Source organism: Pseudooceanicola profundus, assembly GCF_054919315.1.
In genome coordinates, this window is record NZ_CM142898.1 from 31,091 (window position 1) to 56,732 (window position 25,642).

The 25,642-nt window shown below is 68.5% G+C and carries 21 protein-coding genes; 18 read left to right on the forward strand and 3 right to left on the reverse strand.

From position 1 onward, the window contains the following. Positions 1-369: 369 nt before the first annotated feature. Positions 370-1,485, reverse strand: a complete 1,116-nt coding sequence (locus ACX9MO_RS00160; RefSeq protein ID WP_462213124.1) for an OmpA family protein — start codon at positions 1,483-1,485, stop codon at positions 370-372. 186 nt (positions 1,486-1,671) lie between these two features. Here ACX9MO_RS00160 and ACX9MO_RS00165 point away from each other — a divergent pair, with 186 nt between their 5' ends. Next, entirely contained in the window at positions 1,672-2,355 is a 684-nt protein-coding gene (locus ACX9MO_RS00165) for a hypothetical protein (RefSeq protein WP_462213125.1), read from the forward strand. 74 nt (positions 2,356-2,429) lie between these two features. Here ACX9MO_RS00165 and ACX9MO_RS00170 read toward each other — a convergent pair whose 3' ends face one another. Continuing rightward, the gene (locus ACX9MO_RS00170) at positions 2,430-3,641 is read right to left on the reverse strand and encodes a vWA domain-containing protein (protein ID WP_462213126.1); all 1,212 of its coding nucleotides are present in this window, start codon (positions 3,639-3,641) and stop codon (positions 2,430-2,432) included. Between the two features lie 119 nt (positions 3,642-3,760). Next, a complete protein-coding gene (locus tag ACX9MO_RS00175; RefSeq protein ID WP_462213127.1) occupies positions 3,761-4,654 on the reverse strand; it encodes an AAA family ATPase in 894 nt (297 codons plus the stop codon). Between the two features lie 280 nt (positions 4,655-4,934). On the opposite strand from ACX9MO_RS00175, the gene ACX9MO_RS00180 reads away from it, so the two are divergent. The 17 genes from ACX9MO_RS00180 to purF all read left to right on the forward strand — a co-directional run bounded on the left by ACX9MO_RS00180 (position 4,935) and on the right by purF (position 25,055). Beyond that, complete coding sequence (locus ACX9MO_RS00180) at positions 4,935-5,981, forward strand: glycosyltransferase family 2 protein (protein WP_462214484.1); 1,047 nt, start codon at positions 4,935-4,937, stop codon at positions 5,979-5,981. Next, complete coding sequence (locus ACX9MO_RS00185) at positions 5,974-6,864, forward strand: sulfotransferase (RefSeq protein ID WP_462213128.1); 891 nt, start codon at positions 5,974-5,976, stop codon at positions 6,862-6,864. The genes ACX9MO_RS00180 and ACX9MO_RS00185 overlap by 8 nt, the downstream gene beginning before the upstream one ends. After that, entirely contained in the window at positions 6,861-9,227 is a 2,367-nt protein-coding gene (locus ACX9MO_RS00190; RefSeq protein ID WP_462213129.1) for a glycosyltransferase family 2 protein, read from the forward strand. Before ACX9MO_RS00185 ends, ACX9MO_RS00190 begins: the two co-directional genes overlap by 4 nt. Positions 9,228-9,450: 223 nt before the next feature. Further along, on the forward strand, positions 9,451-10,506 hold the full coding sequence (locus tag ACX9MO_RS00195) for a glycosyltransferase family 2 protein (protein ID WP_462213130.1): 1,056 nt from the start codon (positions 9,451-9,453) through the stop codon (positions 10,504-10,506). Positions 10,507-10,659: 153 nt separating this feature from the next. Then, positions 10,660-11,622 (forward strand): phosphoadenosine phosphosulfate reductase, encoded by a 963-nt coding sequence (locus ACX9MO_RS00200; protein WP_222490304.1) that lies wholly within the window; start codon positions 10,660-10,662, stop codon positions 11,620-11,622. 255 nt (positions 11,623-11,877) lie between these two features. Further along, complete coding sequence (gene pyrC / locus ACX9MO_RS00205) at positions 11,878-12,915, forward strand: dihydroorotase (RefSeq protein WP_462213131.1); 1,038 nt, start codon at positions 11,878-11,880, stop codon at positions 12,913-12,915. A 172-nt stretch (positions 12,916-13,087) separates the two neighbouring features. Continuing rightward, positions 13,088-13,768, forward strand: coding sequence for an orotate phosphoribosyltransferase (locus ACX9MO_RS00210; protein WP_222490306.1), 681 nt, complete (start codon positions 13,088-13,090; stop codon positions 13,766-13,768). 476 nt (positions 13,769-14,244) lie between these two features. Next, positions 14,245-15,747 carry a replicative DNA helicase gene (locus ACX9MO_RS00215; protein ID WP_222490307.1) on the forward strand — a complete coding sequence of 501 codons (1,503 nt, stop codon included), beginning with the start codon at positions 14,245-14,247 and terminating at the stop codon, positions 15,745-15,747. A 228-nt stretch (positions 15,748-15,975) separates the two neighbouring features. Further along, complete coding sequence (locus tag ACX9MO_RS00220; RefSeq protein ID WP_462213132.1) at positions 15,976-16,923, forward strand: DUF1194 domain-containing protein; 948 nt, start codon at positions 15,976-15,978, stop codon at positions 16,921-16,923. Positions 16,924-17,090: 167 nt separating this feature from the next. Then, positions 17,091-18,134: an alanine racemase gene (gene alr, locus ACX9MO_RS00225; RefSeq protein WP_462214485.1), complete on the forward strand. Its 1,044-nt coding sequence runs from the start codon at positions 17,091-17,093 to the stop codon at positions 18,132-18,134. Beyond that, the gene (locus ACX9MO_RS00230) at positions 18,131-18,916 is read left to right on the forward strand and encodes an MlaE family ABC transporter permease (protein ID WP_222490310.1); all 786 of its coding nucleotides are present in this window, start codon (positions 18,131-18,133) and stop codon (positions 18,914-18,916) included. Before alr ends, ACX9MO_RS00230 begins: the two co-directional genes overlap by 4 nt. Beyond that, a complete protein-coding gene (locus tag ACX9MO_RS00235) occupies positions 18,913-19,662 on the forward strand; it encodes an ABC transporter ATP-binding protein (protein ID WP_462213133.1) in 750 nt (249 codons plus the stop codon). The genes ACX9MO_RS00230 and ACX9MO_RS00235 overlap by 4 nt, the downstream gene beginning before the upstream one ends. 168 nt (positions 19,663-19,830) lie before the next feature. Beyond that, complete coding sequence (locus ACX9MO_RS00240; RefSeq protein ID WP_222490312.1) at positions 19,831-20,286, forward strand: paraquat-inducible protein A; 456 nt, start codon at positions 19,831-19,833, stop codon at positions 20,284-20,286. A gap of 91 nt (positions 20,287-20,377) precedes the next feature. Further along, the gene (locus tag ACX9MO_RS00245; protein WP_462213134.1) at positions 20,378-21,148 is read left to right on the forward strand and encodes a DNA repair protein; all 771 of its coding nucleotides are present in this window, start codon (positions 20,378-20,380) and stop codon (positions 21,146-21,148) included. A 222-nt stretch (positions 21,149-21,370) separates the two neighbouring features. Beyond that, complete coding sequence (gene radA, locus ACX9MO_RS00250; protein WP_462213135.1) at positions 21,371-22,732, forward strand: DNA repair protein RadA; 1,362 nt, start codon at positions 21,371-21,373, stop codon at positions 22,730-22,732. Between the two features lie 54 nt (positions 22,733-22,786). Beyond that, entirely contained in the window at positions 22,787-23,383 is a 597-nt protein-coding gene (locus tag ACX9MO_RS00255) for a CvpA family protein (protein ID WP_222490314.1), read from the forward strand. Between the two features lie 151 nt (positions 23,384-23,534). Then, complete coding sequence (gene purF / locus ACX9MO_RS00260; RefSeq protein WP_462214486.1) at positions 23,535-25,055, forward strand: amidophosphoribosyltransferase; 1,521 nt, start codon at positions 23,535-23,537, stop codon at positions 25,053-25,055. Positions 25,056-25,642 lie beyond the last annotated feature (587 nt).

Consider the following 25,642-nt stretch of genomic DNA (forward strand, 5'->3'; position numbering starts at 1 on the left):
GTCCGCGACTTTCCTTCGCGCAGGGGCCCCGGTTTAGGCGCCCCTTCCCTGGGAGCCAGGGAGGCCTTGGGGATGCGGGAAAGGGCGCCGGAGCCCGCCTCGGTTCCTGTTGGATCGACGGGACGAACTCCACGAATGGCGCGCCAGGTCTGGCTCTGCGTGTTGGGTCGCTGACGTCAGGACGCACCACTCGCCCGCCGACGATAACCTGCGCAGGGCGATCCCGAAAGCGGACACTTGTGTCAGGCAGCAGACGGGGCCGCCCTCTCCGGACGGCCCCAGATGCCTTTTCGCGTCAGCCCGGTAGCCCGGGCCTCGATCGGGCGGACGATAGGGATCGCCCTGCCCGTCACCCTGTCTGTCAGGGGCTCAGCTACCGTTGGTGCCGTCGAGCAGCGGGGTAATGCGACGCACGGCGGCGCGGCGGTTCTCCCGCTCGGCGGTGGCGGTCAGCACCTTGAGGTCCGACTCGCCGTAGCCTTGCACCACCATGTTCTCCGGCGGCACGTCGAAATACTCCGTCAACGCAAGGGCCAGCGTCTCGGCCCGGCGGTCCGACAGGGCAAGGTTCATGCTCGCGGCGCCCACGGCGTCGGTATGGCCCTCGATCAGGAAGACCTCGGCCGGGTTGTCGTCGATGGCATCCCGCATGGCGATGCCCAGATCGGCCAGGCGACGGGCCTGTGCCGGCGGGATCGCGGCCGAGCCGCTGTCAAAGGTGATCGTGTCCACCTCGATCTCGGGCACGAGGGCCCGCACGGCCGAGATGTCACGCACCTGGCTCAGCGAGAAGCGACGGTTCACGTCGTTCCCAAGTTCCGCCTCCAGCGCCCGGCGCAGGCGCATCTCGTCCGCATCGGCCACGTCGACCTGCTGCGACTGGACCTGCGGCAGGTCACGGACATCGACCGCGGCCACCTGCTGCGTATCGTCGAAGAGCAGCACCTCGCGCCCGTCGGGCAGGATGCGGGTCCGGCGCAGGACGCGGCCATCGGGGGCGCGCAGCGTCTCGACCTGGGTGCCGTCCTCGCGCAGGGCCACCGTGCGGGTGGAGCCGTCGTCGAAGGCATAGGTGCGCACGTCGGTGCCCGGCTGGCGCAGCAGGACGTCATCGTCCTTCAGCACGCGGTACTGGCCGTCGCGTTCCACCACGACCCGGTCGCCGGTGTTGCTGACCACCTCGTCGCCATTGTTCAGCAGGCTGCCAACCGCCACGGCACCGAGACCGAAGAGCGCGAGCTTCTCGAAGTTGCTCAGGCCCGAGTCGTCCTCTGCCTCCGCGCGGCGTTCGCCCCGCAGGTTGGTGCGGAAGTCCTCGCGGCTGGAGCGGAAGTTGTCCTCGGTGATGCGCTGCTCGACCATGCGGCCCTCGTTGCGCGGGTCCGCGGCGGCCAGCGGGCGACGGTTCTCCTCCGCGTCGCGGGCGGCCCGGCGGGCCTGGTCCGCGGCGTCGGGGCGGCGCGGCTCCTCGGCGTCGCGGTTCACGACGTCGCGTTCCCCGTCGCGGAGGCGCTCGTCGTCTGCGCGCAGTTCCTCGCGCAGCCGGTCACGCTCGACGGCATTGTCCGCAGCTTCACGGCCACTCTCTGCGGCGCGCTGCTCATTCCAGCGCAGTTCCTCGGCGGTTTCGGCACGCTGCTCGCGCGTCCGGTCGCGCTCCTGTTCCGCCAGTTGCTGGCGCTCACGTTCCTGTTCACGCTCTGCCTGCTGCTGGCGCTCACGGTCCTGCTCACGCTCGGCCTGCTGCTGGCGTTCACGTTCCTGCTCACGTTCAGCCTGTTGCTGGCGCTGACGGTCCTGCTCGCGCTCAGCCTGCTGCTGGCGTTCGCGTTCCTGCTCACGCTCAGCCTGTTGCTGGCGCTGACGTTCCTGCTCGCGCTCGGCCTGCTGCTGGCGCTGACGGTCCTGCTCACGTTCAGCCTGTTGCTGGCGCTCACGTTCCCGATCGCGCTCGGCCTGCTGCTGGCGCTGACGCTCCTGCTCCGCCTGCTGCTGGCGCTCCTGGTCCACCTCGCGCTGCAGGCGCGCGCGGTCGTCCGCGGAATTGGCAGCTTCGCGGCCGCTCTCGGCGGCCTTCTGTTCCATCTGTTGCAGTTCCCTGGCGCGGTCCGAGGCCTGCTCGGGCAGGTCCGGCTCGCGGCCGCCCTGACGCTGGCGTTCCTGGTCCTTCTTCTTCAGAACCTGCTCCCCCTGCTGCCCGGCGTCCTTGCCTTCGCGGCCGCCGCTTTGCGCGGCAAGCGGGCCGGGCAGGATCAGGGCGCCCGACAGGATCAGGGCGGTGGTGGATTTCAGAAAGGCTTTCATCTTGGGTCCTCCTTCGACACCGGCACCTCCTCAGGGCACGCCGGCGCATGACGTTGGAAGGAGAACACCCATTCGTCGGAAAAGTTGCATCCTACGCAGGGCGCCCCCCGTCAATCGAGGGGGGATCAGCGGCTTTCCGCCGGGGGTAACAGCCTCATCAGGCGGTCTTTTTCGCCATCATCGCCGGCCTCGGACAGCAGGCGCGCGACATCATCGAGCGCCTGTACCGAATGGGCCGACCGGAAGGCATCGACCTGCGGCAAAAGCGCCGCCACGCCACGTGCCTTGGGCGCGAAACCGTCGTAGCGCAGCAGCGGGTTCAGCCAGACCAGACGGCGCGAGAGACGGCGCAGGCGGGCGGCCTCGGCGGCCAGTTCCGCCGGATCGCCTCGATCCAGCCCATCGGTGATCAGCACCACCACCGCGCCCGGTCCCAGCACGCGGCGCGCCCAGTCCCGGTTGAAAGCATGGAGCGCCCCGCCGATCCGCGTGCCGCCCTGCCAGTCCGGTGCCTCCTGCGCCGCCGCCGCAAGGGCCGCGTCCACGTCGCGCTGTTTCAGCGGACGGGTGATGTTGGTCAGACGGGTGCCGAAGGCGAAGGCATGGACCTGCCCCCAGCCCGGATCGCCCCCGCCCCGGGGACGGCGCGGGGCATTCATCATGGCGTGGAGGAAGTGCAGCATCATCCGGCTGTAGCGCTGCATGGAGCCCGACATGTCGCAGATCGCAACGAGGTCCGGCGCCCTGCGCCCCGGCGCGGTGCGGATCAGCGGCCCGATCTCGCCGCCCCGGCGCAGGGCGGTCCGCAGCATGGCGCGACGATCCACCCCCGCGCCACGGGCGGCGGGCGCATGGCGGCGCGCGGGCAGCGCGGGCGCAGGCAGCCGCAGGCGGGCGATCATGGCCCGGGCCTGTTTCAGCTCCTCCGCGCTCATCTGGTCGAAATCCTGCTGCCGGAGGCGTTCCTCCGCGGACAGGGTTTCCGCTGCATCCAGCCGCGTCTCCTCCGCCGGGCGGCTCAGCGCCTCCTCGCCCCCCAGCAGGGCGGCAAGCGCCCGCCGGTCCCCGGCCTCGGGCGTGTGCGCAGGCCCGCCCTCAGCGCCGGGCAGCAGCTGCGACAGCGCTGCCTCCAGCCGCGCGGGGTCCTGCCAGAACCGGTCAAAGACGGCATCGAAGACCGCGCGATCCGCCGGGCCCGAGGTCAGGCAGGCCGCAAGCGCCGCGCGCATCTCGCGCGGATCGGCAATGTTGACGGCGCTCAGGGCCTCCAGCGCCATGGCGCTGCGATCGGGCCCGACGCGAAGGCCCGCCGCCCGCAGCGCACGGGCGAAATGCATGACATTGGCCGCAAGTTGGCCCGGGGCACCGGTCTCGGACGGCCCCGCGCCTCCGTCCTGCGGAAGATCGGCGCCACCGTCCCCTCGGCCGGCGCCTCCCTGACCTTTCCCGGTCTCGCTCACTCCGCCGCGCCCAGAAGCCGGGCGATCCTGCCGTCGTCCATGGCGGCGAGGTCCTCCTGATACTTCAGCAGCGTTCCCAGCGTCTCGCGCACGGCCTCTGGTGTCAGCTCCAGCCGGTCGAGCGCCAGCAGGGCCCGGGCCCAGTCCAGCGTCTCGGCCACGCCGGGGCGCTTGAAGACGTCCTCCTCCCGCAGACGCTGCACGAAGGCCACCAGCTGCGCAGCCAGCGCCGCCGGGGCCTCGGGCACCTTGCGGCGCAGGATGCCGGCCTCGGTCTCCGCATCGGGATATTCGACCCAATTGTAGAGGCAGCGGCGCTTGAGCGCGTCATGCACCTCCCGCGTGCGGTTCGAGGTCAGGATCACGATCGGCGGCTCCTGCGCCTCGACCCGTCCCAGTTCCGGCACGGTCAGCGCATAGTCCGAGAGCACCTCCAGCAGGAAGGCCTCGAAGGGGGCATCGGTCCGGTCGATCTCGTCGATCAGCAGCACCGGCGGGCCCGCGGGATCGGGCGAGAGCGCCTGAAGCAGCGGCCGTTCGGTGAGGTACTCACGGGTGAAGAGCTCCGCCTGAAGGGCCGCGCGGTCGCCCTCGCCCACGGCCTCGGCGGTGCGCAGGGCGATCATCTGCGCCGCGAAATTCCACTCGTAGGCCGCCTGCGCGAGGTCGAGCCCCTCGTAGCACTGCAACCGGATCAGCCTGCGGCCAAGGGCGGCGGCCAGAGACCGGGCGATCTCGGTCTTGCCGGTGCCGGGCTCGCCCTCGAGGAAGAGCGGCCGTTGCAGGCGGAGCGCGAGGAACATCGAGACCGCCAGCGGGCGCGACGCCACGTAGCCCTGCTTGTCCAGCAGCGCAGAGAGGTCATCGGCGGAGGAAACGGGGCAGTCCATCGGCAGTCCTTTCGTGAGCCGGCCAAGAGGTGCCGCCGCGACGCCCGAAGGTCAACCCCGCGGCAGGCCCGCCGACGCCCAGCGCACCGCAGGCGCGGCGTTGAGGGAATTATTGACGGTTTCCGCGCCAACTGACATTTTCGACGCAACAAGAGACGCGGGGTCAAGCCCGCGGGACAGAGGCGCGGGATGGCCCCCGCGGAACATGGCAGTGACACAGAGAGACGATCCCGGGACAGACGAGCCCGGCGCCCCCCACGTCTTGCAGGGCGATACGCCGCTGCGGATCGCCGCGGTGACCTGCGTGAAGAATGAAGGCCCCTTCCTGCTGGAATGGATCGCCTACAACCGCGCCATCGGCGTGACGGATTTCCTGTTCTACTCGAACGACTGCGACGATGGCACCGACGCGCTTCTGGATGTTCTGGCGGCGGGCGGCGTTGTGCAGCACCTGCCGAACCCGGCAGAGGGGCGCAATTACCAGATGGAGGCGCTGAAGGATGCCAAGCGCCAGCCGGTCATCACGCAGGCGGACTGGGTCTGGGTCGCGGACGTGGACGAGTTCCTGAACATCCACGTGGGCGACAACACGATCCCCGCGCTGATCGCCGCCTGTGACGATCCCAAGGCGATCTCGATCCAGTTCCAGTTCTTCGGCAACGGTGGGGTGGATGCGTACCGTGACCAGCCGGTGATCGAGCAGTTCCTGCGTTCCCACGATCCCGATGTCTGGTGCGGGCAGTTGGCGATCGAGTGCAAGACGCTGGTGCGCAAGGATTTCCCCCTGCAATACTTCGGCGCGCACCGCCCCTTCTTCCGGGACAAGGGCCCGCGCAGGCGTCCGCGATGGACCGATGCCTCGGGCCGTCCCGTGCCGCAGGCCTTCCTGCTGGCCGAGAACGAGCGCCGCATCCGGCGCTTCCCCGCCAAGGGGGCGCGGGACTTCGCGACGCTGAACCACTACGCGCTGCGCTCTCTCGACAGCTATATCGTCAAGACGGAGCGTGGCGACGTGAACCGCGAGGGGCGCAGCTTCGAGGATGCCTATTGGCGCGAGCGGTCGGACGTGGCGTGGAAGGATGACAGTATCCTGCGCATGATGCCCCGTCTGACTGCGGAACTCGGCAGGCTGGCGCAGGTCCCCGGCGTGGCAGAGGCGCATCTGGCCTGCGTTCAGGCGCACAGGGCCAAGGTGGCGCGGCTGATGGAGGATCCCTTCTACCGAGATCTGCGCCGCGCGTTGCACAATGCCCCCACGATTTCCCAACCGGAGGAGGCACTGCTGCGGCATCTGGGCCTCGACTGGCGCGAGGTGGCACATGGCTAGGCTGCGTGTCCTGAACCTCGGCCTGCCGAAGTCCGGCACCACCACGCTGAGCCGCGCGCTGAAGCGCGGCGGGCTGAAGGTGGCGGATCACCGTATCCGCAAGTTCCAGACCGCGCGGGCGGAGCTGGGGCAGGCCTTCGTGGCCGATGTGCTCTACCGCGGGTACTACCACACAGGCGATCCGCTGGCCGCGCTCGACGAGTTCGATGCCGTCTCCGAGATGTCCTACATGCGCGAGGATCATTCCGCCTGGCCGCAGATGGATTTCGGCCTCATCGCCGCCATCGAGGCGCGCCATCCGGACGTTAGGTTCGTGGCGACCCGGCGCGATGCCCGTGATCTCTCGCGCTCCATGCTGGGCTGGACCAACATGGCCAGCCGCCTGCCCCGCGCCGAGATCCCCGGCCTGCCCAGGGGCTATGGCGAGACGGGGGCCGAACGGATGCAGTGGATCGACGCCCATTACGCGCACCTCGCCCGTCTCTTTGCCGGGCGGGACAATTACCTTGAGCTCGACGTGGCCGCTCAGGATGCGCGGGACCAGCTTGCCGGTTTCCTCGGGCTGGACCTGCCGTGGTGGGGCGTGGCCAATGAACGTGGCACAGCGAAGGACGCGCCCACGAAGACCGGCGGCAAGAGCGGCAAGGGCAAGGCGAAGGCCACCGGGAAGGCCAAGGGCAAGCGCAAGACCAAGAACTCTACCGGCTCTACCGGCTCTACCGGCTCTACCGGCTCTACCGGCTCTACCGGCTCTACCGGCTCTACCGGCTCTACCGGCTCTACCGGCTCTACCGGCTCTACCGGCTCTACCGGCTCTACCGTGACACGGCAGCCCGACAGCCCCGATGCGGTCAAGACCGCCCAGCGCGAGACCAGCGAATGATCCTGACCCTGCACATCGGCCCCGACATCTGGACCGCCTCCCGCCTGCAGGAGATGCTGCACCACAAGCGCGGCCAGCTGGCGCGGCACGGTATCCTCGTCCCCCGGGGTGCGGGCGGCAACAACCACTCGCGCCTCTTCATGGCCGCGACGGAGCCCGACCGCCCCGATGTGCTGCGCGCCAACCGCGGCTTCTCCACGCCCGAGGCACAGGCGCGGCTGCGGGCGGAAACCGCGCAGGCGCTGAAGGACGAGGCCGCCGCCGCCAATCCCGCGCAGATGATCCTGACCGCCCACCAGCTTGCGGGCTTGACCGAGGTCTCGGAACTGGAGCGGCTGCGCGACATGCTCTCCCCGCTCTCCGATGACATCCGCATCGTCGCCCATGTGGACGAGCCCGCCCGCCAGCTTGCCCGCCACTATGCGGCGCAGGTGCTGGAGGGGCGGACCCGCGGGCTGGAGGCGGAGCTGGAGCTGGCCGCAGGGATCATCGCGGGCCGCGACGTGGGCCTGCCCGGCCGCTGGTGGGACGTCGCGCGAGCGGCCGCCCTGCCGAACGACCCAGGGACCGGGCGCTACAGCGCCACGCAGGCCCCGCCCGCCTGGCTCGACTACGCCGCGCTCGTGCGGCACTGGGAGGGGGTCTTCGGCACGGGACGTGTGGCGCTGCGCAGTCCCGACACCGATCAGCTCTGCACCCGGGGCGGGATCGGCGAGTTGCACGCCGCCTTCGGCATCGAACCGGTGATCGGCAAGGCCGAGCGGTGCGACCCGCCGGTCTTCCCCTCCGATGCCTGGCTGGCCCGGGCGCGGCAGATGAACGCGCTGCTCTTCCAGGTGCAGGAGGTCGAGGGGCTGACCCTGCCCCGCCAGCTCTGCCGTACCATTGTCGAAGACACGCGGACCGGCGGCGCGCCTGTCTCTCCCGGCGCGCTCGCGCCGATCTCCCGGCTCTTCGCACCCGACATGCTGGAGCTGCTCGCCAACCACCCCGGCCTGACACAGCCGGGCATGACGCCAGACCCCGCGCAGCCCCTCTACGCAGAGGCCCCGGCCGGGCAGGGTTACCGGCCTTCTGCCTACCTGCTGTCCCAGTACTGGCGCATCCGAAAGCTGAAGGCAGAGGCCACGAAGGCCGAAGCCGCCGCACGCAAAGCCGCCGAGGCCCCCAAGGCCGAGCTGTCACCCGTGGCCTCGAAGCTGCTCTCCGACCGGGCCGCGCTGAACTTCGAGAGCCTTCAATCATCACCCTTCCGCCCCCACAACCGTCTGGGCAGGCTGAAGGAGGATCACGCCGAGGCGCCGTACCTCGCCGCAGACCACCACCCACCCGCGGAGGGGCACAGCGGCAATGTCATCGTCGGCTGCATGAAGAACGAGGCGCCCTATATCCTCGAATGGATCGCCTACCACCGCGCCGTGGGCTTCGACAGCTTCCTGATCTACACCAACGACTGCACCGACGGCACCGACGCGATACTGAAGCGGCTCGACGCCATGGGCCTGCTCCATCACCGCGACAACGACGGCTGGCAGGGCAACTCGCCCCAGCAATGGGCGCTGGACGCCGCGCTGGAGGAAGAGGTGATCCGCACCGCCGACTGGGTCGCCCATATCGACGTGGACGAGTTCGTGAACATCCGCTGCGGCAATGGCACGCTCGCCGATCTCTACGCCGCCATGCCCGCCGCCACCAATATAGCGATGACCTGGCGGCTCTTCGGGCACAACGGCGTCACCCGGCTGTCCGAGGACTTCGTGATCGAGCAGTTCGATACCGCCGCGCCGAAATACTGCCCCAAGCCGCACACCGCCTGGGGCTTCAAGACGCTGTTCCGCAATATTGGCGCCTACAGGAAGCTCTCCTGCCACCGGCCCAACAAGCTGGTGAAGGACCTCGCCGACGAGGTCCGCTGGTTCAACGGCTCCGGGCAGGAGATGACCCGCGAAGTGCTCAGGAACGGCTGGCGCAACTCCAAGCGGTCCATTGGCTATGACCTCGTGCAGCTGAACCACTATGCCCTGCGCTCGGCCGAAAGCTACCTGATCAAGCGCCAGCGGGGCCGCGCCCTGCACGTGGACCGGTCCATCGGGCTGAACTACTGGATCCGCATGGACTGGTCCGACCACCGCGACCTGACCATAAAGCGGAACCTGCCGCGCCTGCGCGCAGAGATGGACCGCCTGTTGCAGGACGCAGAGCTGCGCCGCCTGCACGAGGCGGGCCAGGCCTGGCACCGCGCCAAGGCCGAGGAACTGCACGCGGAGCCCGAGTTCGCAGACCTCTACCGGCAGGCGCTGGAGGTGAAGCTGACCCCGACCGAGCGGGTCGCCTATGCCCTCGCGCTCGAGGTGGACAACTAGCACCCGAAGAGTAAGACCCGGAGAAGGCCCGAGCCGCTACACGCAATCCGCCACGCAGGTGTCCCAGCCCCCGCGTCTCCGGGCCCCGCCACCCTGCGAGTCGAGGGCGCCGCACCCTGCCCCTGCGCTCGTCCCCAACCGCGCCCCACCGTGCCTCCTTGACAGCACCGCCGAACCACCGGAACCCTTCCCCCAGCCCGCCGTCCGCAAGGAGCCGCCGCCCGTGACCCGCATCCTCGCCATTCTCACCGTCCGCAACGAGGCCGCCTTCCTGCTCGACTGGATCGCCCACCACCGTGCGGCGGGGATCACCGACATGCTCGTCTTCTCGAACGACTGCGAGGATGGCACCGATGCGCTGCTGGACCGGTTGCAGGCGCGCGGCGTACTGACCCATGTCCGCAACCCCGGCCCCTACGACAGCCGCGGCGTGCAGTTCACCGCCCTGCGGCGCGCCGAGCGGCATCCCCTTGTCGCGCAGGCGGACTGGCTGCTGCCCCTCGACGTGGACGAATTCGTCAACGTGAGGATCGGCAACCACAGCCTGCCCGCGCTGATCGAGGCCCTGCCAGAGGCCACGGCGATCACCCTGACATGGCGGCTCTTCGGCAATGCCGGCGAGATCCGGTATCGCGACGTCCCCGTGCCGCTGGCCTTTACCAGGGCCGCGCCCGCGGTGCTCTACTGGCCCTGGCGCGCCGCGATGTTCAAGACGCTCTACCGCAATGACGGCAGCTACCGCCGCCTCGGCGTGCACCGTCCGCGCGGGCTGACGCCCGAGGGGGCCAGGGCCGTCCGCTGGTTCGATGGCCGCGGGCAGGAACTGGACGCGCAGTTCCACCGGCGGCGCATCTTCTCGAACTTCGGACGTGACAACTACGGGATGGTGCAACTCAACCACTACCCCCTCGGCGCGATGGAGAGCTACCTGCTCAAGGCGGACCGGGGCCGTGCCGTGCACGGCGACGACCAGCTGGGCCTCGACTACTGGGTGGAGCGCAACTTCAACGACGCGGAAGACAGCTCAATCTCCGCCCTCGCCGGCCCGGCCCGGGACCTGCGCGCGGCGCTCATCGGAGACGCGGAGACCGCGCGTCTGCACCATGCCGCCGTCGCCTGGCGCCGGGCCCGCTTCGATCACCTGATGACACAGGAGCCCTATCGCGCCCTCATGGGCCGCCTGATGCTCTGCCCCCCGACCCGGCCGCTCAGCCTCAAGCAGGCGCGGTTCCTGATCTCCCGCGGGACCCCGCCACAAGGTGCGGATGAGCCGAGTTGACGCCACGACAACCATAGCTTGAATAAGGCCATCGGGCGGAGAAATCCCTTTGTGCCAACGAAATTTTGCCTAAATCGGAAACTATCCCTAGGCTCGCACGTGTCTGACGTGTCGCCGCCACGCGACACAGGACGAGGAACAATGAGACCCGACATGCAGGATATTCCCGAAGGCATCGATCACCCCCTGCCGAAAGACAGCCGTGCGGCCTGGATGCAGGCGCTCGAGCAGGTCGCCGAGGAGGCCGGCTACTTCGAACCGCTCGGAGAGCGCCACTTCGCCGCCTTCTGCGATGCCGGCACCAGCCTGCTCGTCACCTTCGAGACCACGGGCGGCATCGGCAGCCTGCATGAGGACGCCCGCCCCCTGGGCTGGCACCTGGTGGAACGGACCGGCTGGTCGCACCTGCTGATCGCCTGCAAGGAAGACACCTGGTTCCGGGCCGAGACGATCTATCGCTACATCGACCGGCTGATCGACGACGGGTTCTTCGAGGATTTCGAGGAGGTCGTGTTCTACGGCGCCGGCCCCTGCGGCTATGCCGCCGCCGCCTATTCCGTGGCCGCCCCCGGGGCGCGGGTGCTGGCAATCCAGCCGCAGGCCACGCTCGATCCGCGGATCGCGGTCTGGGATGACCGGTTCACCGACATGCGCCGCACCGACTTCACCTCGCGCTACGGCTACGCTCCGGACATGCTGGAAGCCGCCGACAAGGCCTTCGTGATCTACGACCAGACAGAGGAGCTCGACGCGATGCACGCGGCGCTCTTCACCCGGCCCAATGTCACCAAGCTGCGGATGCGGCTGGCCGGAGATGCGCTGCAGACCGACCTGCTGGCCATGGGCACGCTGATCCCGCTGATCGAGGCGCTGATGCGCGACGAGTTGGACGAGGCCCGCTTTGCCCGCCTCTGGCGCGCCCGGCGCGACTACCCGCCCTACCTGCGCAACGTGCTGGCCGCCCTCGACGTGGACAACCGGCTGGAACTGGTGCGCGCCCTCTGCCGCAACGTGCTGGCCCGGATGAAGGCCCCGCGCTTCGCCCGCCGGCTGGAACGGCTGGAACGGCTCGACCACGACGCCCCCGAGATGGCCGAGGACCGCGAGGTCTGCTGAAACCAGCCGCCGCGGGACCCGCCCGGCAGGGCTCAAATCGAAGGCCCCGGCACGCCGCTTTCAAGGCCCCTTTCATGGCCCCTGACATCGGGCCCCCGATACCGGGCGCAGGCCGGCACATCCGCCAGACCTGCGCCCTTTTCAGCACCATCCCCCGACGCGCCCGCGGCGAGAGCTCGCAACCGGCGTGCGCGCGGGGCCAAACCGCCCGATAGACGCTGGCGTGCGCGGCGGACCTGTTGTAAGCGCGGGGCCATGGACAAGATCACGCTTCGCCGCCCCGACGACTGGCACCTGCATCTGCGCGATGGCGAGATGCTCAAGGCCGTATTGCCCGAGACCGCGCGCCATTTCGCCCGCGCGATCATCATGCCGAACCTCGTGCCGCCGGTGGTCACCGGGGCGCAGGCCGCAAGCTATCGCGAGCGGATCATGGCCGCGCTGCCCGAGGGCATGAGCTTCGAACCGCTGATGACGCTCTACCTGACCGAGGACACCGATCCCGCCGACGTGGCCGCGGCCCACGCCTCGGGCCTCGTGAAGGCGGTGAAGCTCTACCCTGCGGGCGCGACCACGAATTCGCACTCCGGCGTGCGCGACTTCGACAAGGTCCGTCCCGTCTTCGAGAAGATGGCCGAGATCGGCCTGCCGCTGTGCACCCACGGCGAGGTGACGGCGCATGAGGTCGACATCTTCGACCGCGAGGCCGTCTTCATCGAGACCGTGCTCGATCCGATCCTCCGCGCCACGCCCGGCCTTAAGGTCGTGATGGAACATATCACCACCTCCGACGCCGTGGACTACGTCGCCGCGCACGAGAGCAACCTCGGCGCGACGATCACCACGCACCACCTGATGATCAACCGCAACCACATCCTCGTGGGCGGGATCAAACCGCATTACTACTGCCTGCCGGTCGCCAAGCGCGCCTCCCACCAGGAGGCCCTGCGCAAGGCCGCGACCTCGGGCGATGCGCGCTACTTCCTCGGCACCGACAGCGCGCCGCATACCGATCCGAACAAGGAACAGGCCTGCGGCTGCGCCGGCTGCTTCACCGCCACGAACACCATGGCCCTGCTGGCCCATGTCTTCGAGGAGGAGAACGCGCTCGACCGCCTCGAAGGCTTCGCCTCGCTCCACGGCCCCGCCTTCTACGGCCTGCCGGTGAACGACGGCACGCTGACGCTGGCCAAGGGCACCGCGCGCTCCCTCGCCGGCAAGCTCGCCACCGGCGAAGGCCCCGTGACCCATTTCGACCCCGGCCACCCGATCAACTGGGACGTGGTCGGCTGATGCATTTCCGTTTCGAAAATATCCCCGCCGGAGGCTTGAAATCTCTGCGCACCCCCTCCGGCCGGAGCCCCGGCCGCGAAGGCGCGCAAGAGAGCCGAAGCTGCGCTTCGGAAGCCTCCGGCGGGGATATTTGGAAAACGGAAATCGACGAGAGATCTCAAGGAGACATGCGATGATCCCTTCCTCCTATCCGTCGCAAGAGGAAATCGCCCGGCTGACCGCGGGCATGCTGCTGGATATCCAGGCGGTGCACTTCAATTCGGACGAGCCCTATATCTATGCCTCCGGCAAGCCGGGCCCGACCTATATCGACTGCCGCAAGCTGATCTCCTTCCCGCGCATCCGCTCGACGCTGATGGACTTCCTCGCCATGACCGTCATGCGCAACGCCGGTCTCGAGGCCTTCGACAACGTCGCGGGCGGCGAGACGGCGGGCATCCCCTTCGCGGCCCTCGTGGCCGAGCGGATGTCGCTGCCCATGACCTATGTGCGCAAGAAGCCCAAGGGCTATGGCCGCAATGCCCGGATCGAGGGTGCCATGTCCGAGGGCGAGCGCGTGCTGCTGGTCGAGGACCTGACCACCGACGGCGGCTCGAAGATCTCCTTCGTGAACGCGATCCGCGACACCGGCGCCTCCTGCGCCCATACGGCGGTGATCTTCTACTACGGCATCTTCCCGCAGACCGAGAAGGTCCTGGGCGATCACGGCGTCAGCCTGCACTACCTCTGCACCTGGTGGGACGTGCTGGCCGAGGCGCGCCGCCGCAAGGCCTTCTCCGAGGAGACGCTGAACGAGGTCGAGGCCTTCCTGAACGACCCCACCGGCTGGCAAGACGCAAGGATGCAGGCCTGATCAGCCCGCCCCGCGCGGCGCCACGATTCGGTCCTTCGAGAACGTCGGGCACAAGGATTCGGGCCGCGAAGCGGACAGGGGCGGCCCCGGACGCCCCGAGGCACGCCCCGCACGGAGATTGACACACCCCCTGCCCAAGCCATGGGCGGGGGGTGTTGCTTTCCGGCGACCTCCCGCCGGAGCCACGGCGGAGGCCTGCTCAGATCTTCCGAAATCTTGACGGATGGGGCCGATGCGGCGCAAGATGTTGCGACGGCAAGTTATGCACAGGTTATACACAGGCGGTCCACAGGGTTATCCCGATTGCGGTGCACCGGGCCCTTGGCCTATGACGAAGACCCGGCAGGGCGCGACCCGGTGCGACAGCACCGGCCAACGGCGCGGCGGGTCCGGCAGGGGACGCCGGAAGACGATCCTTGGGGACAAGACCGCGGCACGGGCAGTGCCCGCGGCAGGCGAGCGACAGCGGAACAGGCATGAACCAGAACACCTTCGATCCGACGGGCAGCGAGGCAGCGGGCAACGTGGAGGCCGCGGCCGTCGATCCGATGCCCCACTCCATCGAGGCCGAACAGCAGTTGCTGGGCGCGATCCTCACCAACAACGATGTCTACGACAAGGTGGCGCAGGTCATCGGGCCGAAGCATTTCTACGATCCCCTCCATGCGCGGATCTTCGAGATTGCCGCCGCCCGGATCGCCAAGAACAACCTCGCCTCGCCGGTCACGCTGAAGGCCTTCCTCGAGGATGACGAGGGGCTGAAGGAAGTGGGCGGCCCGGCCTATCTCGTGCGGCTCGCCGGCTCCGCCGTGGCGGCCTACGCGGTGCGCGACTACGCCCAGATGATCTATGACATGGCGATCCGCCGCCAGCTCATCGGGCTGGGCCGCGACATCGAGGCCAAGGCCACCAAGGTCGAGGTGCAGAACGACCCGCGCGATCAGATCGTCCAGGCGGAACAGGCGCTCTACAAGCTCTCCGAGCAGGGCTCGACCGAGAGCGGCTTCGTCTCCTTCCTGCGTGCCGTGACCGATGCGGTGAACGTGGCCAACGCCGCCTACCAGCGCGAGGGCGGCCTCGCCGGGGTCTCGACCGGGCTCATCGACATGGACAAGAAGCTGGGCGGCCTGCACCCCTCGGACCTTCTGATCCTCGCCGGGCGCCCCTCGATGGGGAAAACCTCGCTCGCCACCAACATCGCCTTCAACGTGGCCAAGGCCTATCGCCGGGGCACCAAGCCCGACGGGCAGGAAGGCACGATCGAAGGCGGCGTCGTGGGCTTCTACTCGCTCGAGATGTCGGCCGAGCAGTTGGCCGCGCGTATCCTCTCCGAGGCCGCCGAAGTGCCCTCGGAGCAGATCCGCCGCGGTGACATGACCGAGACCGAGTTCCGCCGCTTCGTGGAGGCCGCCAAGTCGCTGGAGGCCTGCCCGCTCTTCATCGACGACACCCCCGCGATTCCGATCGCACAGCTGGCGGCGCGGGCGCGGCGGCTGAAGCGGACCCACGGCCTCGACCTGCTGATCGTGGACTACCTGCAGCTGGTGCGCGGCACCGCCGACAACCGGGTGCAGGAGATCGCCGAGATCTCGATGGGTCTCAAGGCCATCGCGAAGGAGCTCAACATCCCCGTCATCGCGCTGTCCCAGCTGTCGCGGACGGTGGAAAGCCGGGACGACAAACGCCCGCAGCTGTCGGACCTTCGGGAATCGGGCTCGATCGAGCAGGATGCCGACGTGGTCATGTTCGTGTTCCGCGAGGAATACTACGTGGAGCGGGAAAAGCCCTCCGACGACAAGCTGGACGAGATCGCCGCCTGGCAGGAGCGGATGAGCCGCCTGCACGGCAAGGCCGAGGTGATCATCGGCAAGCAGCGTCACGGTCCCATCGGCTCGGTCGAGCTGAGCTTCGAGGGCCGCTTCACCCGCTTCGGCAACCTCGCGAAACAGTGGCAGGAAGGCGGCGACGAGGGCTTCTGATCGAAGATCACCCCGCAAGACACGGACAAGCAACGGAAAACCGCCCCGGGCCGAAAGCCCCGTGGGCGGTTAACTGTCTCTCAGGGGTCCTGTGCGAGGCTTGGAGCATCCGCCTCTCCCTGCTCCGGAATCGCGCAAATGGTCATCACCTTTTCGTGCAGATGTCACTTTTCGTTTACGTTTGGTCAGCTTCGGGCGGACACTGGTGTCATGCGAAAAATCGGTGTGATGCTTCTTTCTCTCCTGGGAACGTTGCCGCTCATGGCGCAGGCTCAGGACGACTGGCGCAATTCGGTGGAAGTCGACGTCGAATTGCTGCTGCTGGTCGATGTGTCCCGGTCCATGTCCCCCCGGGAACTCGACATCCAGCGTCGCGGCTATGCCGCGGCCCTGACCTCCGATGCGGTGCTGGGCGTCATCGGGGACGGTTTCATCGGCAATATCGCGGTCGCCTACGTGGAGTGGGCCGGCGACGGCAACCAGCGCGTCGTGGCCGACTGGCAGGTGCTGCGGACCCGCGAAGATGCCGAGGCCTTCGCCGGCATCATCCTCAGCCACACGCTGCCCGGGATGCGGCGCACCTCGATCGCCTCGGCGCTGCGCAACGGCGCGCTGATGTTCGACGGCAACGGCTACATCGGGCTGCGACAGGTGATCGACATCTCCGGCGACGGGCCCAACAACGAGGGCGGCGCGGTCACCGTGGCCCGCGATGCGGCGCTGGCCCGCGGGATCGTGGTGAACGGCCTGCCGCTCATGACCCGCGAGGGGATCGGCGGCCAGTGGCACCTGGAGGACCTCGACAAGTACTATGCCGCCTGCGTGATCGGCGGGCCCGGGGCCTTCGTGGTGCCGGTGACCGAATGGGCGAGCTTCGGGGATGCGGTGCAGCGCAAGCTGGTGATGGAGATCTCGGGCCTGATGCCCGAGGCTCCGCAGTTTGCCCGCGCCATGCCTGAAAACGGGCCTGAAAACGTGCCTGCAAACCTGCCCGAAACGATAGGGGGCACCCTGCCCGCCCCCGGCACCGGGCGCGCCAGTCGTGGCTGGCCCCTGCCCGAGGCGCTGACCGGCGCGCCCCTGCGCCCGGCACAGTATGCCACCGCCGACGGCGGCTATGACTGCCTCGTGGGAGAGAAGATCTGGCAACGCTACCGGGACGGCTGGGAGCCGTAGGGCGCAGGCCCCGCACCCGGAGCAGCGCTGCGGCGGGCACATGCGCCGCATCACCGCCCCACCTGCGATCAAGATCGCGGCACCCACCCGCCTGCCGCATGGCACCCTATCGCCCGCTGGCGGAACTTCCCCTTGCGCCGCTCCGCGCGGAGGGCCAAAAGACCTCCATGTGCACTGGAACGCTGACCATCGACCTCGACGCGCTCGCTCGCAACTGGCGTGCGCTGGATGCCCTCTCTGCCGGACCTGTCGAGACCGGCGCCGTGGTGAAGGGCAACGGATATGGCATGGGGGCGGCTCAGGTCGCCACGGCCCTCGCGCGCGCAAGCGCCCGCAAGTTCTTCATCGCCACCGTCGAGGAAGGCGCTGCCGTCCGGCAGGCGCTTGGCGACGGCCCCGAGATCGGCGTCTTCTCCGGCCATATGGCGGGCGACACCGCGATGATCCGCGAGCTGAAACTGGTCCCGATGATCAACTCCATCGACCAGATGCTGCGCCACGTGGAATCCCTGCCGGGCCATCCCTTCGGCATCCAGCTCGACAGCGGCATGAACCGCCTGGGCATGGAGGCCGCCGAGTGGGCGGCGCTCCGCGACATCGCGCTGCAGCAGAACCCGCGCCTCATCATGTCGCACCTCGCCTGCGCGGATGAGCCCGACCATCCGATGAACGCGCATCAGCTCAAGAATTTCAAGGAGATGACCGAAGGTCTCTCGGTCCCGCGCTCGCTCGCGGCCACCGGTGGCATCCTGCTGGGCCCGGACTACCACTTCGACGTGACGCGCGCGGGCGTCGGCATGTACGGCGGCCTGCCCTTTGCCGCCGCCGAGAATGTCATCACCCTCGACCTGCCGGTGATCCAGACCCGCGAGGTCCAGCCCGGCGAAACGGTTGGATACGGCAACACCTGGACCGCCGAGGCCCCCGCAAAGATCGCGACGCTGTCGGCCGGCTATGCCGATGGCCTGCACCGGGCCTTTGCCGTGGGCGCCAATGTCTATGCCGGCGACATCCCCTGCCCGCTGCGTGGCCGGATCTCCATGGACCTCATCACTGCCGAGGTCACCCACCTCGAGACCGTGCCCGAGGTCCTCACCCTGATGGGCCCGCAGCAGAACACCGACGTGCTGGCCGATCTGGGCGGCACCATCGGCTACGAGCTCTTCACCGCCCTCGGGGCCCGCTACAAGCGGCAGTACCTCGGCGCATGAGTGTGATCGCGCATCTACTGGCGGGGATCGGTCGCCGGGTCCTCGCGGCCCTCGCCACCATCGGGCGCGTGGTGCTGTTCACCGCGCGTGCCTTCAGCCACATGCTGCGCCCGCCCTTCTACGGGCGTGAACTCCTCAACGCGCTGCTCCACATCGGCTGGCTCTCGCTGCCCGTTGTGGGGATGACCGCGATCTTCACCGGTGCGGCGCTCGCGCTGCAGATCTACGCCGGCGGCTCGCGCTTCGATGCGCAGGCCGTGGTGCCGCAGATCGTGGCGCTCGGCATCGTGCGCGAGTTGGGGCCGGTGCTGGTGGGGCTGATGATCGCCGCCCGGGTCACCTCCTCCATCGCGGCCGAAATCGCGACCATGAAGGTGACCGAGCAGATCGACGCGCTCACCACCCTCTCGACCCATCCGATGAAATACCTCGTGGCACCCCGGGTGCTGGCGGCGCTGATCTGCGTGCCGCTGCTGGTGGGCCTCGGCGACATCATCGGCATCCTCGGCGGCTACACCGTCGCGGTGAACAACCTCGACTTCAACGGCGCGGTCTACATCCGCAACACGGTCGACTTCCTCGAACCGCTCGACGTGATCTCCTCGCTGGTCAAGGGCGCGGTCTTCGGCGTCATCGCGGCGACCATGGGCTGCTACGCCGGCATGCAGTCGGGCCGTGGCGCGCAGGGCGTGGGCCGGGCGACGAAATCCTCGGTCGAGGCGGCCTCGGTGCTGATCCTCGCCGCCAACGTGGCGCTGACGGGGGCCTTCTTCTCGATATGATCCGCTTCGAAGACGTCCATAAGACCTTTGGCACCAACGCGGTGCTGCGCGGCCTGAACCTGCAGGTCGACAAGGGCACCTCCATGGTGATCATCGGCGGCTCCGGCACGGGCAAGTCGGTGGCGCTGAAATGCGTTCTGGGGCTGGTGACACCCGACAGCGGCAGGATCTACGTCGACGGACAGGACACCGCCTCCGGCGGGGACAGGGATGCCTTCCTCGCCCGTTTCGGGATGCTGTTCCAGGGCGCGGCGCTCTTCGACTCGCTCCCGGTCTGGCAGAACGTGGCCTTCCGGCTGCTGCGCGGCGCGCTCAAGCGGCCCAAGGCCGAGGCGCGGGAGATCGCGGTGGAGAAGCTGCGCCGCGTGGGCCTGGGCCCCGAAGTGGCGGATCGTTTCCCGGCGGAGCTCTCGGGCGGGATGCAGAAGCGCGTGGGCCTCGCCCGTGCCATTGCCGCCGATCCGGAGGTGATCTTCTTCGACGAGCCCACCACCGGCCTCGATCCGATCATGTCCGGCGTGATCAACGACCTGATCCGCGAGATCGTGGTCGAGATGGGCGCGACTGCCGTCACCATCACCCATGACATGTCCTCGGTCCGGGCGATTGCCGACAACGTGGCGATGCTGCACGCGGGCAAGATCCGCTGGACCGGTCCGGTGGCGCAGATGGACGCCTCGGGCGACCCCTACCTCGACCAGTTCATCCACGGCCGCGCCGAGGGACCGATCGATCCGGTCCGCTGAGTCGCACTGCCGGATCGGGTGGCTGCGGCGGATTGTCGGGTCTGCCCCTTGAGATCATCCGCTGATCCGGCCCGCTGACCTGATGCGATGACCGTCTGCGTGCCTCCGGGATCGGAGAGCGCCTGCCGCGCGGTCGGCGCCTCCGGCGGGGATATTTGGGAACAGTGGATGGGACAGGTGCCACGTCTTTTGATCATCGCGAATGCGGCGCTGCTGGTGCTCTATCCCATCGCGTGGGTGGCGCCACTGGCCAGGGCGGGCGTGCTGCCCATCTTCGGGCTGAGCGAGATCTCCGTGCTCTCGGGCCTGCGCGCGCTCTGGCCCTCCGATCCGCTCCTCGCCCTGCTGGTGGCGCTCTTCGCCCTGCTAGCTCCGGCGGCCAAGACACTGGCATTGCTGATGATTCACCTCGACCGCGCGCCGGTCTGGCTGCTCGGGCCGGTGAGTGCGCTGGGGCGGCTCGCCATGGCGGATGTCTTCCTCGTGGCGCTCTACATCACGCTGGTGAAGGGCATCGGACTCGGCCACGTGGAGAGCGCCTGGGGCCTCTGGCTCTTCACCTTCTGCACCCTCGCCTCGCTGGGTCTTTCGAGCCTCACCAAGAAAATCGTTAATAAAAAATGACGTAGGCGCCGGAACCAAAGCATCCGTGGTACTGTTGGGGAAGAAATCGGCAGAAACTTGCCGACTTCGATGCCCAACTGGAGGAGTTGCCATGTCCAGCCGAACTGCCCCCTCGTCCTTCACCCGCACCGCCCTGCCGCTGATCCAGGCCGCCGGTCTCGCCCTTCTCCTCGGGCTGACACTCGCCGCCACTGTCACGACACTTTCCGCCGTCGCGGGCTGGTTGCCCTGGCTGCAGATCGACGCCGCCTTCGGCGAGACCGCCCTGCCGGCTGCGGGCCAGTCGGTCCAGATCGGCCTGACGCTTGTGCTCCTCGCGCTTGCGGCCTACGCGCCGCTGCACGGCCGGGTGATGCGCCTCGAGGGCTCCCACCGGCGGTTCCACATGTCGATGGAAGACGTGGCACGGGCCTATCATGCGGCCCATGCCGCCGACCGCACCGGAACCTTCCGCCTCTCCTCCCAGTTCGACGAGGTCCGCGACCGGATCGCCTTCCTGCGTGACCACCCCGATCTCGGCGGGCTGGAGCCCGGCATCCTCGAATCCGCCGCCCAGATGAGCCAGGTGAGCCACGAGCTGGCCGAGACCTATTCGGACGAGAAGGTCGAGCGGGCCCGCACCTTCCTGCGCCAGCGGCAGGAGGAGGTCGCCCTCTTCAACGAACGCCTCGACCAGGCCAAGATCGCCATGCAGGAGATCCGCGGCTGGCGCGACGCGGTGGAGATGGAAGAGGCCGTGGCCGAAAGCCAGCTCAACCGCCTGAAGGCCGAGTTGAACGACCTCCTGCCCGAGCTGCAGATGGGCATGGCAGGCCTCGAGCGCCCCGGCAATGTCGTGGGCATGGCCAAGGCGGCGGAATAACACCCAGCAGCTTTCCGTTTCCGAAGTATCCTCGGGGGGAATTGGCCCGCAGCGCGGGCCAAGGGGGGCAGACAGCCCCCCTGTCCCAGCCTGAGCCCTCCCGAGCCACCGGCGCAGCGCCCCTCAAGCCGCCCCATTCCCGCTCCACGATCCGACGCCACAACCCCACTCTTGCCGAACATCGCATTTGACCGCCCCGCCGCGCTGCGGCAAGACAGGCCCATGGCGAAAACACGCATCTTCACCTGTTCTGTCTGCGGCGCGACCCAGTCCAAGTGGTCGGGCCAGTGCGAAGCCTGTGGCGCATGGAATTCCATCGCCGAGGAGGCCCCGCTCAGCACCGGCCCGGGCGCCAAGGGGCTCAAGGCCCGCGGGACCCGGCTTCAGCTGACCGACCTTGCGGCGCAGGAAACGCCCCCGCCGCGCACCTCCTCGAAGCTGGAGGAACTCGACCGCGTCCTCGGCGGCGGCCTTGTGCCGGCCTCCGCGATCCTCGTGGGCGGCGATCCGGGGATCGGGAAATCCACCCTGCTCCTGCAGGCGGCGGCACGCTTCGCGCAGAACGGGCTCAAGACGGTCTATATCTCCGGCGAGGAAGCCGCGGCACAGGTGCGGATGCGGGCCCAGAGGCTGGGCCTCGGCCAGGCCCCGGTGGCGCTCGCCAGCGAGACCTCGCTGCGCGACATCCTCACCACGCTCGATGCCGAACGCCCCGACCTCGTGATCATCGATTCGATCCAGACCATGTGGTCCGACACCGTGGACAGCGCGCCCGGCTCGGTCAGCCAGGTCCGCGCGGCCGCCCATGAACTGACCACCTTCGCCAAGCGGCGCGGCTGTTCCGTGATCCTCGTGGGCCATGTCACGAAGGAGGGCCAGATCGCGGGCCCCCGGGTGGTGGAACACATGGTGGACACCGTGCTCTATTTCGAAGGCGAACGCGGCCACCAGTTCCGCATCCTGCGCGCGGTCAAGAACCGCTTCGGCCCCGCGGACGAGATCGGTGTCTTCGAGATGACCGGCGGCGGGCTGGCGGAGGTGGCGAACCCCTCCGCGCTCTTCCTCTCCGACCGGGGCGAGCCCTCGGCCGGTTCGGTCGTTTTTGCCGGGATCGAGGGCACCCGCCCCGTCCTGGTGGAATTCCAGGCCCTCGTGGCGCCCACGCCCCACAGCCAGCCGCGGCGCTCGGTCGTGGGCTGGGACGGCGGGCGGCTCGCCATGATCCTTGCCGTGCTGGAGGCACGCTGCGGCATCCCCTTCGCGGGTCTCGACGTCTATCTCAACGTCGCGGGCGGCATGAAGATTTCCGAACCGGCCGCGGATCTCGCGGTGGCGGCGGCGCTGCTTTCGGCGCGCGAGGATGTGGCCCTGGATGCACATACGGTCGTTTTCGGAGAGATTTCCCTCTCCGGCGCGCTACGTCCGGTGAGCCAATGGGAAAACAGGTTGAAAGAAGCCAAGAAACTTGGTTTCACCTCAGCCATAACGCCGGCCGGCGGAACGCCGGGCAGCGATCAGGGTATGAAACAGCAGCCCATGAAAGACCTGACCCAGGTCGTGGGCGAGATTTTCGGCGCGGGCTGACGCGCGCGGTGACTGGCGCCGAGGCGCAGGGCCGACAGCAAGGAACGGGGACAGATGGAAGGTTTCACCATTATTGACGGGATCGTCGCGGCGGTCATCGTGCTCTCGGCGCTGCTGGCCTATTCGCGCGGCATCGTGCGCGAGGCGCTCGCCATCGCGGGATGGATCGTGGCGGCGGTGCTGGGCTTCATCTTTGCCCCGCAGGTCCAGCCGCTGGTCAAGGAAATCCCGGTCATCGGCGAATTCATCTCGGACAGCTGTGAACTCTCCGTGATCACCGCCTTCGCCGTGGTCTTCGCGGTGGCGCTGCTGATTGCCTCGCTCTTCACGCCGCTCTTCTCCTCGCTGGTGCAGCGCTCCGCCGTGGGCGCGCTCGACCAGGCGCTCGGCTTCCTCTTCGGGGTGGCGCGCGGCATCCTGCTCGTGGCCATCGCCTTCTTCGTCTACGAGACGGTGATCACCTCGCAGGACATGCCCATGGTGGACAATTCCCGCTCGGCGCAGGTCTTTGCCCGCCTCACCGGCAAGATCGAGAACGAAGACCCCGAGCGCGCGCTTGGCTGGATCACCCAGCAGTACGAACAGCTGGTCGGCTTCTGCGAGGCGCCGGCCGAGACGCCCGCCCCTGCCACCGCGCCCGCAGGCTCGTGATCACAGTATTGAACACCGTGCAATTGCACCCGGGGCCGTTGACCCCGGGTCCGCGGACCCTTATGTGATCGTTTCGTGACACCTCGGTCCCTTGCCTCTACACTCAAGGCAAGGTCACGCTAGGATTCGGAGCTGCCCCTTGTCCCGCCAGATGCCCTCTGCCGCCAGCGACACCACCGCTGGCAAAGCTGCATTCAATGATGATGATCGCGACGATTGCCTCCCCCGGCACCCGTTCGACGATGACAAGCTGAAGGAGGAGTGCGGCGTCTTCGGCGCGATCGGCCTCACGGATGCGTCGAACTTCGTGGCCCTCGGCCTGCACGCGCTGCAGCACCGCGGTCAGGAGGCGGGCGGCATCGTCTGCCACCACCCCGAGCACGGGTTCAACTCGGCCCGCCGCTTCGGTTACATCCGCGACAACTTCACCTCGCAATCGGTGATGGAAACCCTGCCCGGGCCGGTGGCCATCGGGCATGTGCGTTATTCCACCGCCGGCTCCAAGGGCGCCGCGCAGATCCGCGACGTGCAGCCCTTCTTCGGCGAGTTCTCCATGGGCGGCGCGGCCATCGCGCACAACGGCAACATCACCAATGCCGAGGCCCTGCGCCGCGAGCTGATCGAGCGCGGCTCGATCTTCCAGTCCTCCTCGGACAGCGAGTGCATCATCCACCTCATGGCGCGGTCGCTCCAACGCGGCATCCCCGAGCGGATGGAAGACGCGCTGCGCCGGGTCGAAGGTGCCTTCTCGGTCGTGGCCATGACCGGCACGCAGTTGATCGGGGTGCGGGACCCGCTCGGTGTGCGCCCCCTCGTCCTCGGCAAGGTCGCCGACGGCTGGGTGCTCTCCTCCGAGACCTGTGCCCTAGACATCATCGGCGCGGAACTCATCCGCGAGATCGAGCCTGGCGAGATGGTGGTGATCACCGAGAAGGGCATCGAGAGCCGCCGGCCCTTCCGCCCGCAGTCGCCGCGCTTCTGCATCTTTGAACATGTCTATTTCTCGCGTCCCGATTCGATCCTCGGCGGTCGCTCGGTCTATGAGACCCGGCGCCAGATCGGCGTCGAACTGGCCCGCGAGGCCCCGGTCGATGCCGACCTCGTCTGCCCCGTGCCCGACAGCGGCACCCCGGCAGCCATCGGTTTCGCCCATGAGAGCGGCATTCCCTACGGCATGGGGATCATCCGGAACCAGTACATGGGCCGGACCTTCATCGAGCCGACCGAGCAGATCCGGAACATGGGCGTGCGGCTGAAGCTGAACGTGAACCGCGCCCTGATCCAGGGCAAGCGGGTGATCCTCGTGGACGACTCGGTGGTGCGCGGCACGACCTCGCGCAAGATCAAGGAGATGATCCTCGACGCCGGCGCGGCAGAGGTCCACTTCCGCATCGCCTCCCCGCCGACCGCATGGCCCTGCTTCTACGGCGTGGACACCCCGCAGCGCGAGAAGCTGCTGGCGGCGACCATGTCGGAGGAAGAGATGCGCGATCACCTCGCGGTGGACAGCCTCAAGTTCATCTCGCTCGACGGTCTCTACCGCGCCGTGGGCGAGGCCGAGGGCCGCAACAACAGCTGCCCGCAGTATTGCGACGCCTGTTTCTCGGGGGAATACCCGGTGGCGCCCTCCGACATGATCGAGAAGGGCTTCGAGCTCAAGGCCGCCGAGTAAGGCGCTTCGGATGAGATTGGAAAGGCGGTCCCCGGGGCCGCCTTTTTCGTTTTCCGGGGACTTCTGCTTCTGGCGGCTGTAGAGACCGCCCGCCGCCGGGGTGGTTTCGCCTACGCAGGACATCGGCCCTCCTGAGGTAGTTCGCGCGTCAGGAAAGCACCGAGCGCCCTGCTCCAAGCGCGTTCTCCGGCCTGCGGCACCGCTTCACGATCTGGCGCTGCGCGCCCTAGTCTCGCGCCAATACCTGCCCTCCGGCTTTCGCGCAGGGCAGCGCCGTCCCGCGGGGTGGCGATATAGCGCCGGTCGCCATTGGTGCGCCATTGGTCCGAGCGCCATTGGCGACGGGGGGCGGCTCGGCGCTGCCCGGCCTCACGGCCGGGCGGGACACTTCGAGGGGACAGCGGCTTGGCGCAAGACGGAGGGTCGAGGCGCCCAGCCGTGCCAGTCTACTGAAGACGCACAGGGCCTAGCGGCAATCGACCCGCCCCCGACAGAGATGCGCCTTGAACGCGAACAACGTCCGCCTCTCCCCCCAAACCGCGCCCCCCAGACCACACCCGGCACCCGCGTCGCCGCACCGCAGGCCG

What these genes read in the sequence shown, in the direction of transcription:
- ACX9MO_RS00170 (WP_462213126.1), bottom strand. Translation starts at nt 3,641, where the DNA reads ATGCATTTCGCCCGTGCGCTGCGGGCGGCGGGCCTTCGCGTCGGGCCC.
- ACX9MO_RS00175 (WP_462213127.1), bottom strand. Translation starts at nt 4,654, where the DNA reads ATGGACTGCCCCGTTTCCTCCGCCGATGACCTCTCTGCGCTGCTGGAC.
- ACX9MO_RS00185 (WP_462213128.1), top strand. Translation starts at nt 5,974, where the DNA reads ATGGCTAGGCTGCGTGTCCTGAACCTCGGCCTGCCGAAGTCCGGCACC.
- ACX9MO_RS00190 (WP_462213129.1), top strand. Translation starts at nt 6,861, where the DNA reads ATGATCCTGACCCTGCACATCGGCCCCGACATCTGGACCGCCTCCCGC.
- ACX9MO_RS00200 (WP_222490304.1), top strand. Translation starts at nt 10,660, where the DNA reads ATGCAGGATATTCCCGAAGGCATCGATCACCCCCTGCCGAAAGACAGC.
- pyrC (WP_462213131.1), top strand. Translation starts at nt 11,878, where the DNA reads ATGGACAAGATCACGCTTCGCCGCCCCGACGACTGGCACCTGCATCTG.
- ACX9MO_RS00210 (WP_222490306.1), top strand. Translation starts at nt 13,088, where the DNA reads ATGATCCCTTCCTCCTATCCGTCGCAAGAGGAAATCGCCCGGCTGACC.
- ACX9MO_RS00215 (WP_222490307.1), top strand. Translation starts at nt 14,245, where the DNA reads ATGAACCAGAACACCTTCGATCCGACGGGCAGCGAGGCAGCGGGCAAC.
- ACX9MO_RS00220 (WP_462213132.1), top strand. Translation starts at nt 15,976, where the DNA reads ATGCTTCTTTCTCTCCTGGGAACGTTGCCGCTCATGGCGCAGGCTCAG.
- alr (WP_462214485.1), top strand. Translation starts at nt 17,091, where the DNA reads ATGTGCACTGGAACGCTGACCATCGACCTCGACGCGCTCGCTCGCAAC.
- ACX9MO_RS00230 (WP_222490310.1), top strand. Translation starts at nt 18,131, where the DNA reads ATGAGTGTGATCGCGCATCTACTGGCGGGGATCGGTCGCCGGGTCCTC.
- ACX9MO_RS00235 (WP_462213133.1), top strand. Translation starts at nt 18,913, where the DNA reads ATGATCCGCTTCGAAGACGTCCATAAGACCTTTGGCACCAACGCGGTG.
- ACX9MO_RS00240 (WP_222490312.1), top strand. Translation starts at nt 19,831, where the DNA reads ATGGGACAGGTGCCACGTCTTTTGATCATCGCGAATGCGGCGCTGCTG.
- ACX9MO_RS00245 (WP_462213134.1), top strand. Translation starts at nt 20,378, where the DNA reads ATGTCCAGCCGAACTGCCCCCTCGTCCTTCACCCGCACCGCCCTGCCG.
- radA (WP_462213135.1), top strand. Translation starts at nt 21,371, where the DNA reads ATGGCGAAAACACGCATCTTCACCTGTTCTGTCTGCGGCGCGACCCAG.
- ACX9MO_RS00255 (WP_222490314.1), top strand. Translation starts at nt 22,787, where the DNA reads ATGGAAGGTTTCACCATTATTGACGGGATCGTCGCGGCGGTCATCGTG.
- purF (WP_462214486.1), top strand. Translation starts at nt 23,535, where the DNA reads ATGCCCTCTGCCGCCAGCGACACCACCGCTGGCAAAGCTGCATTCAAT.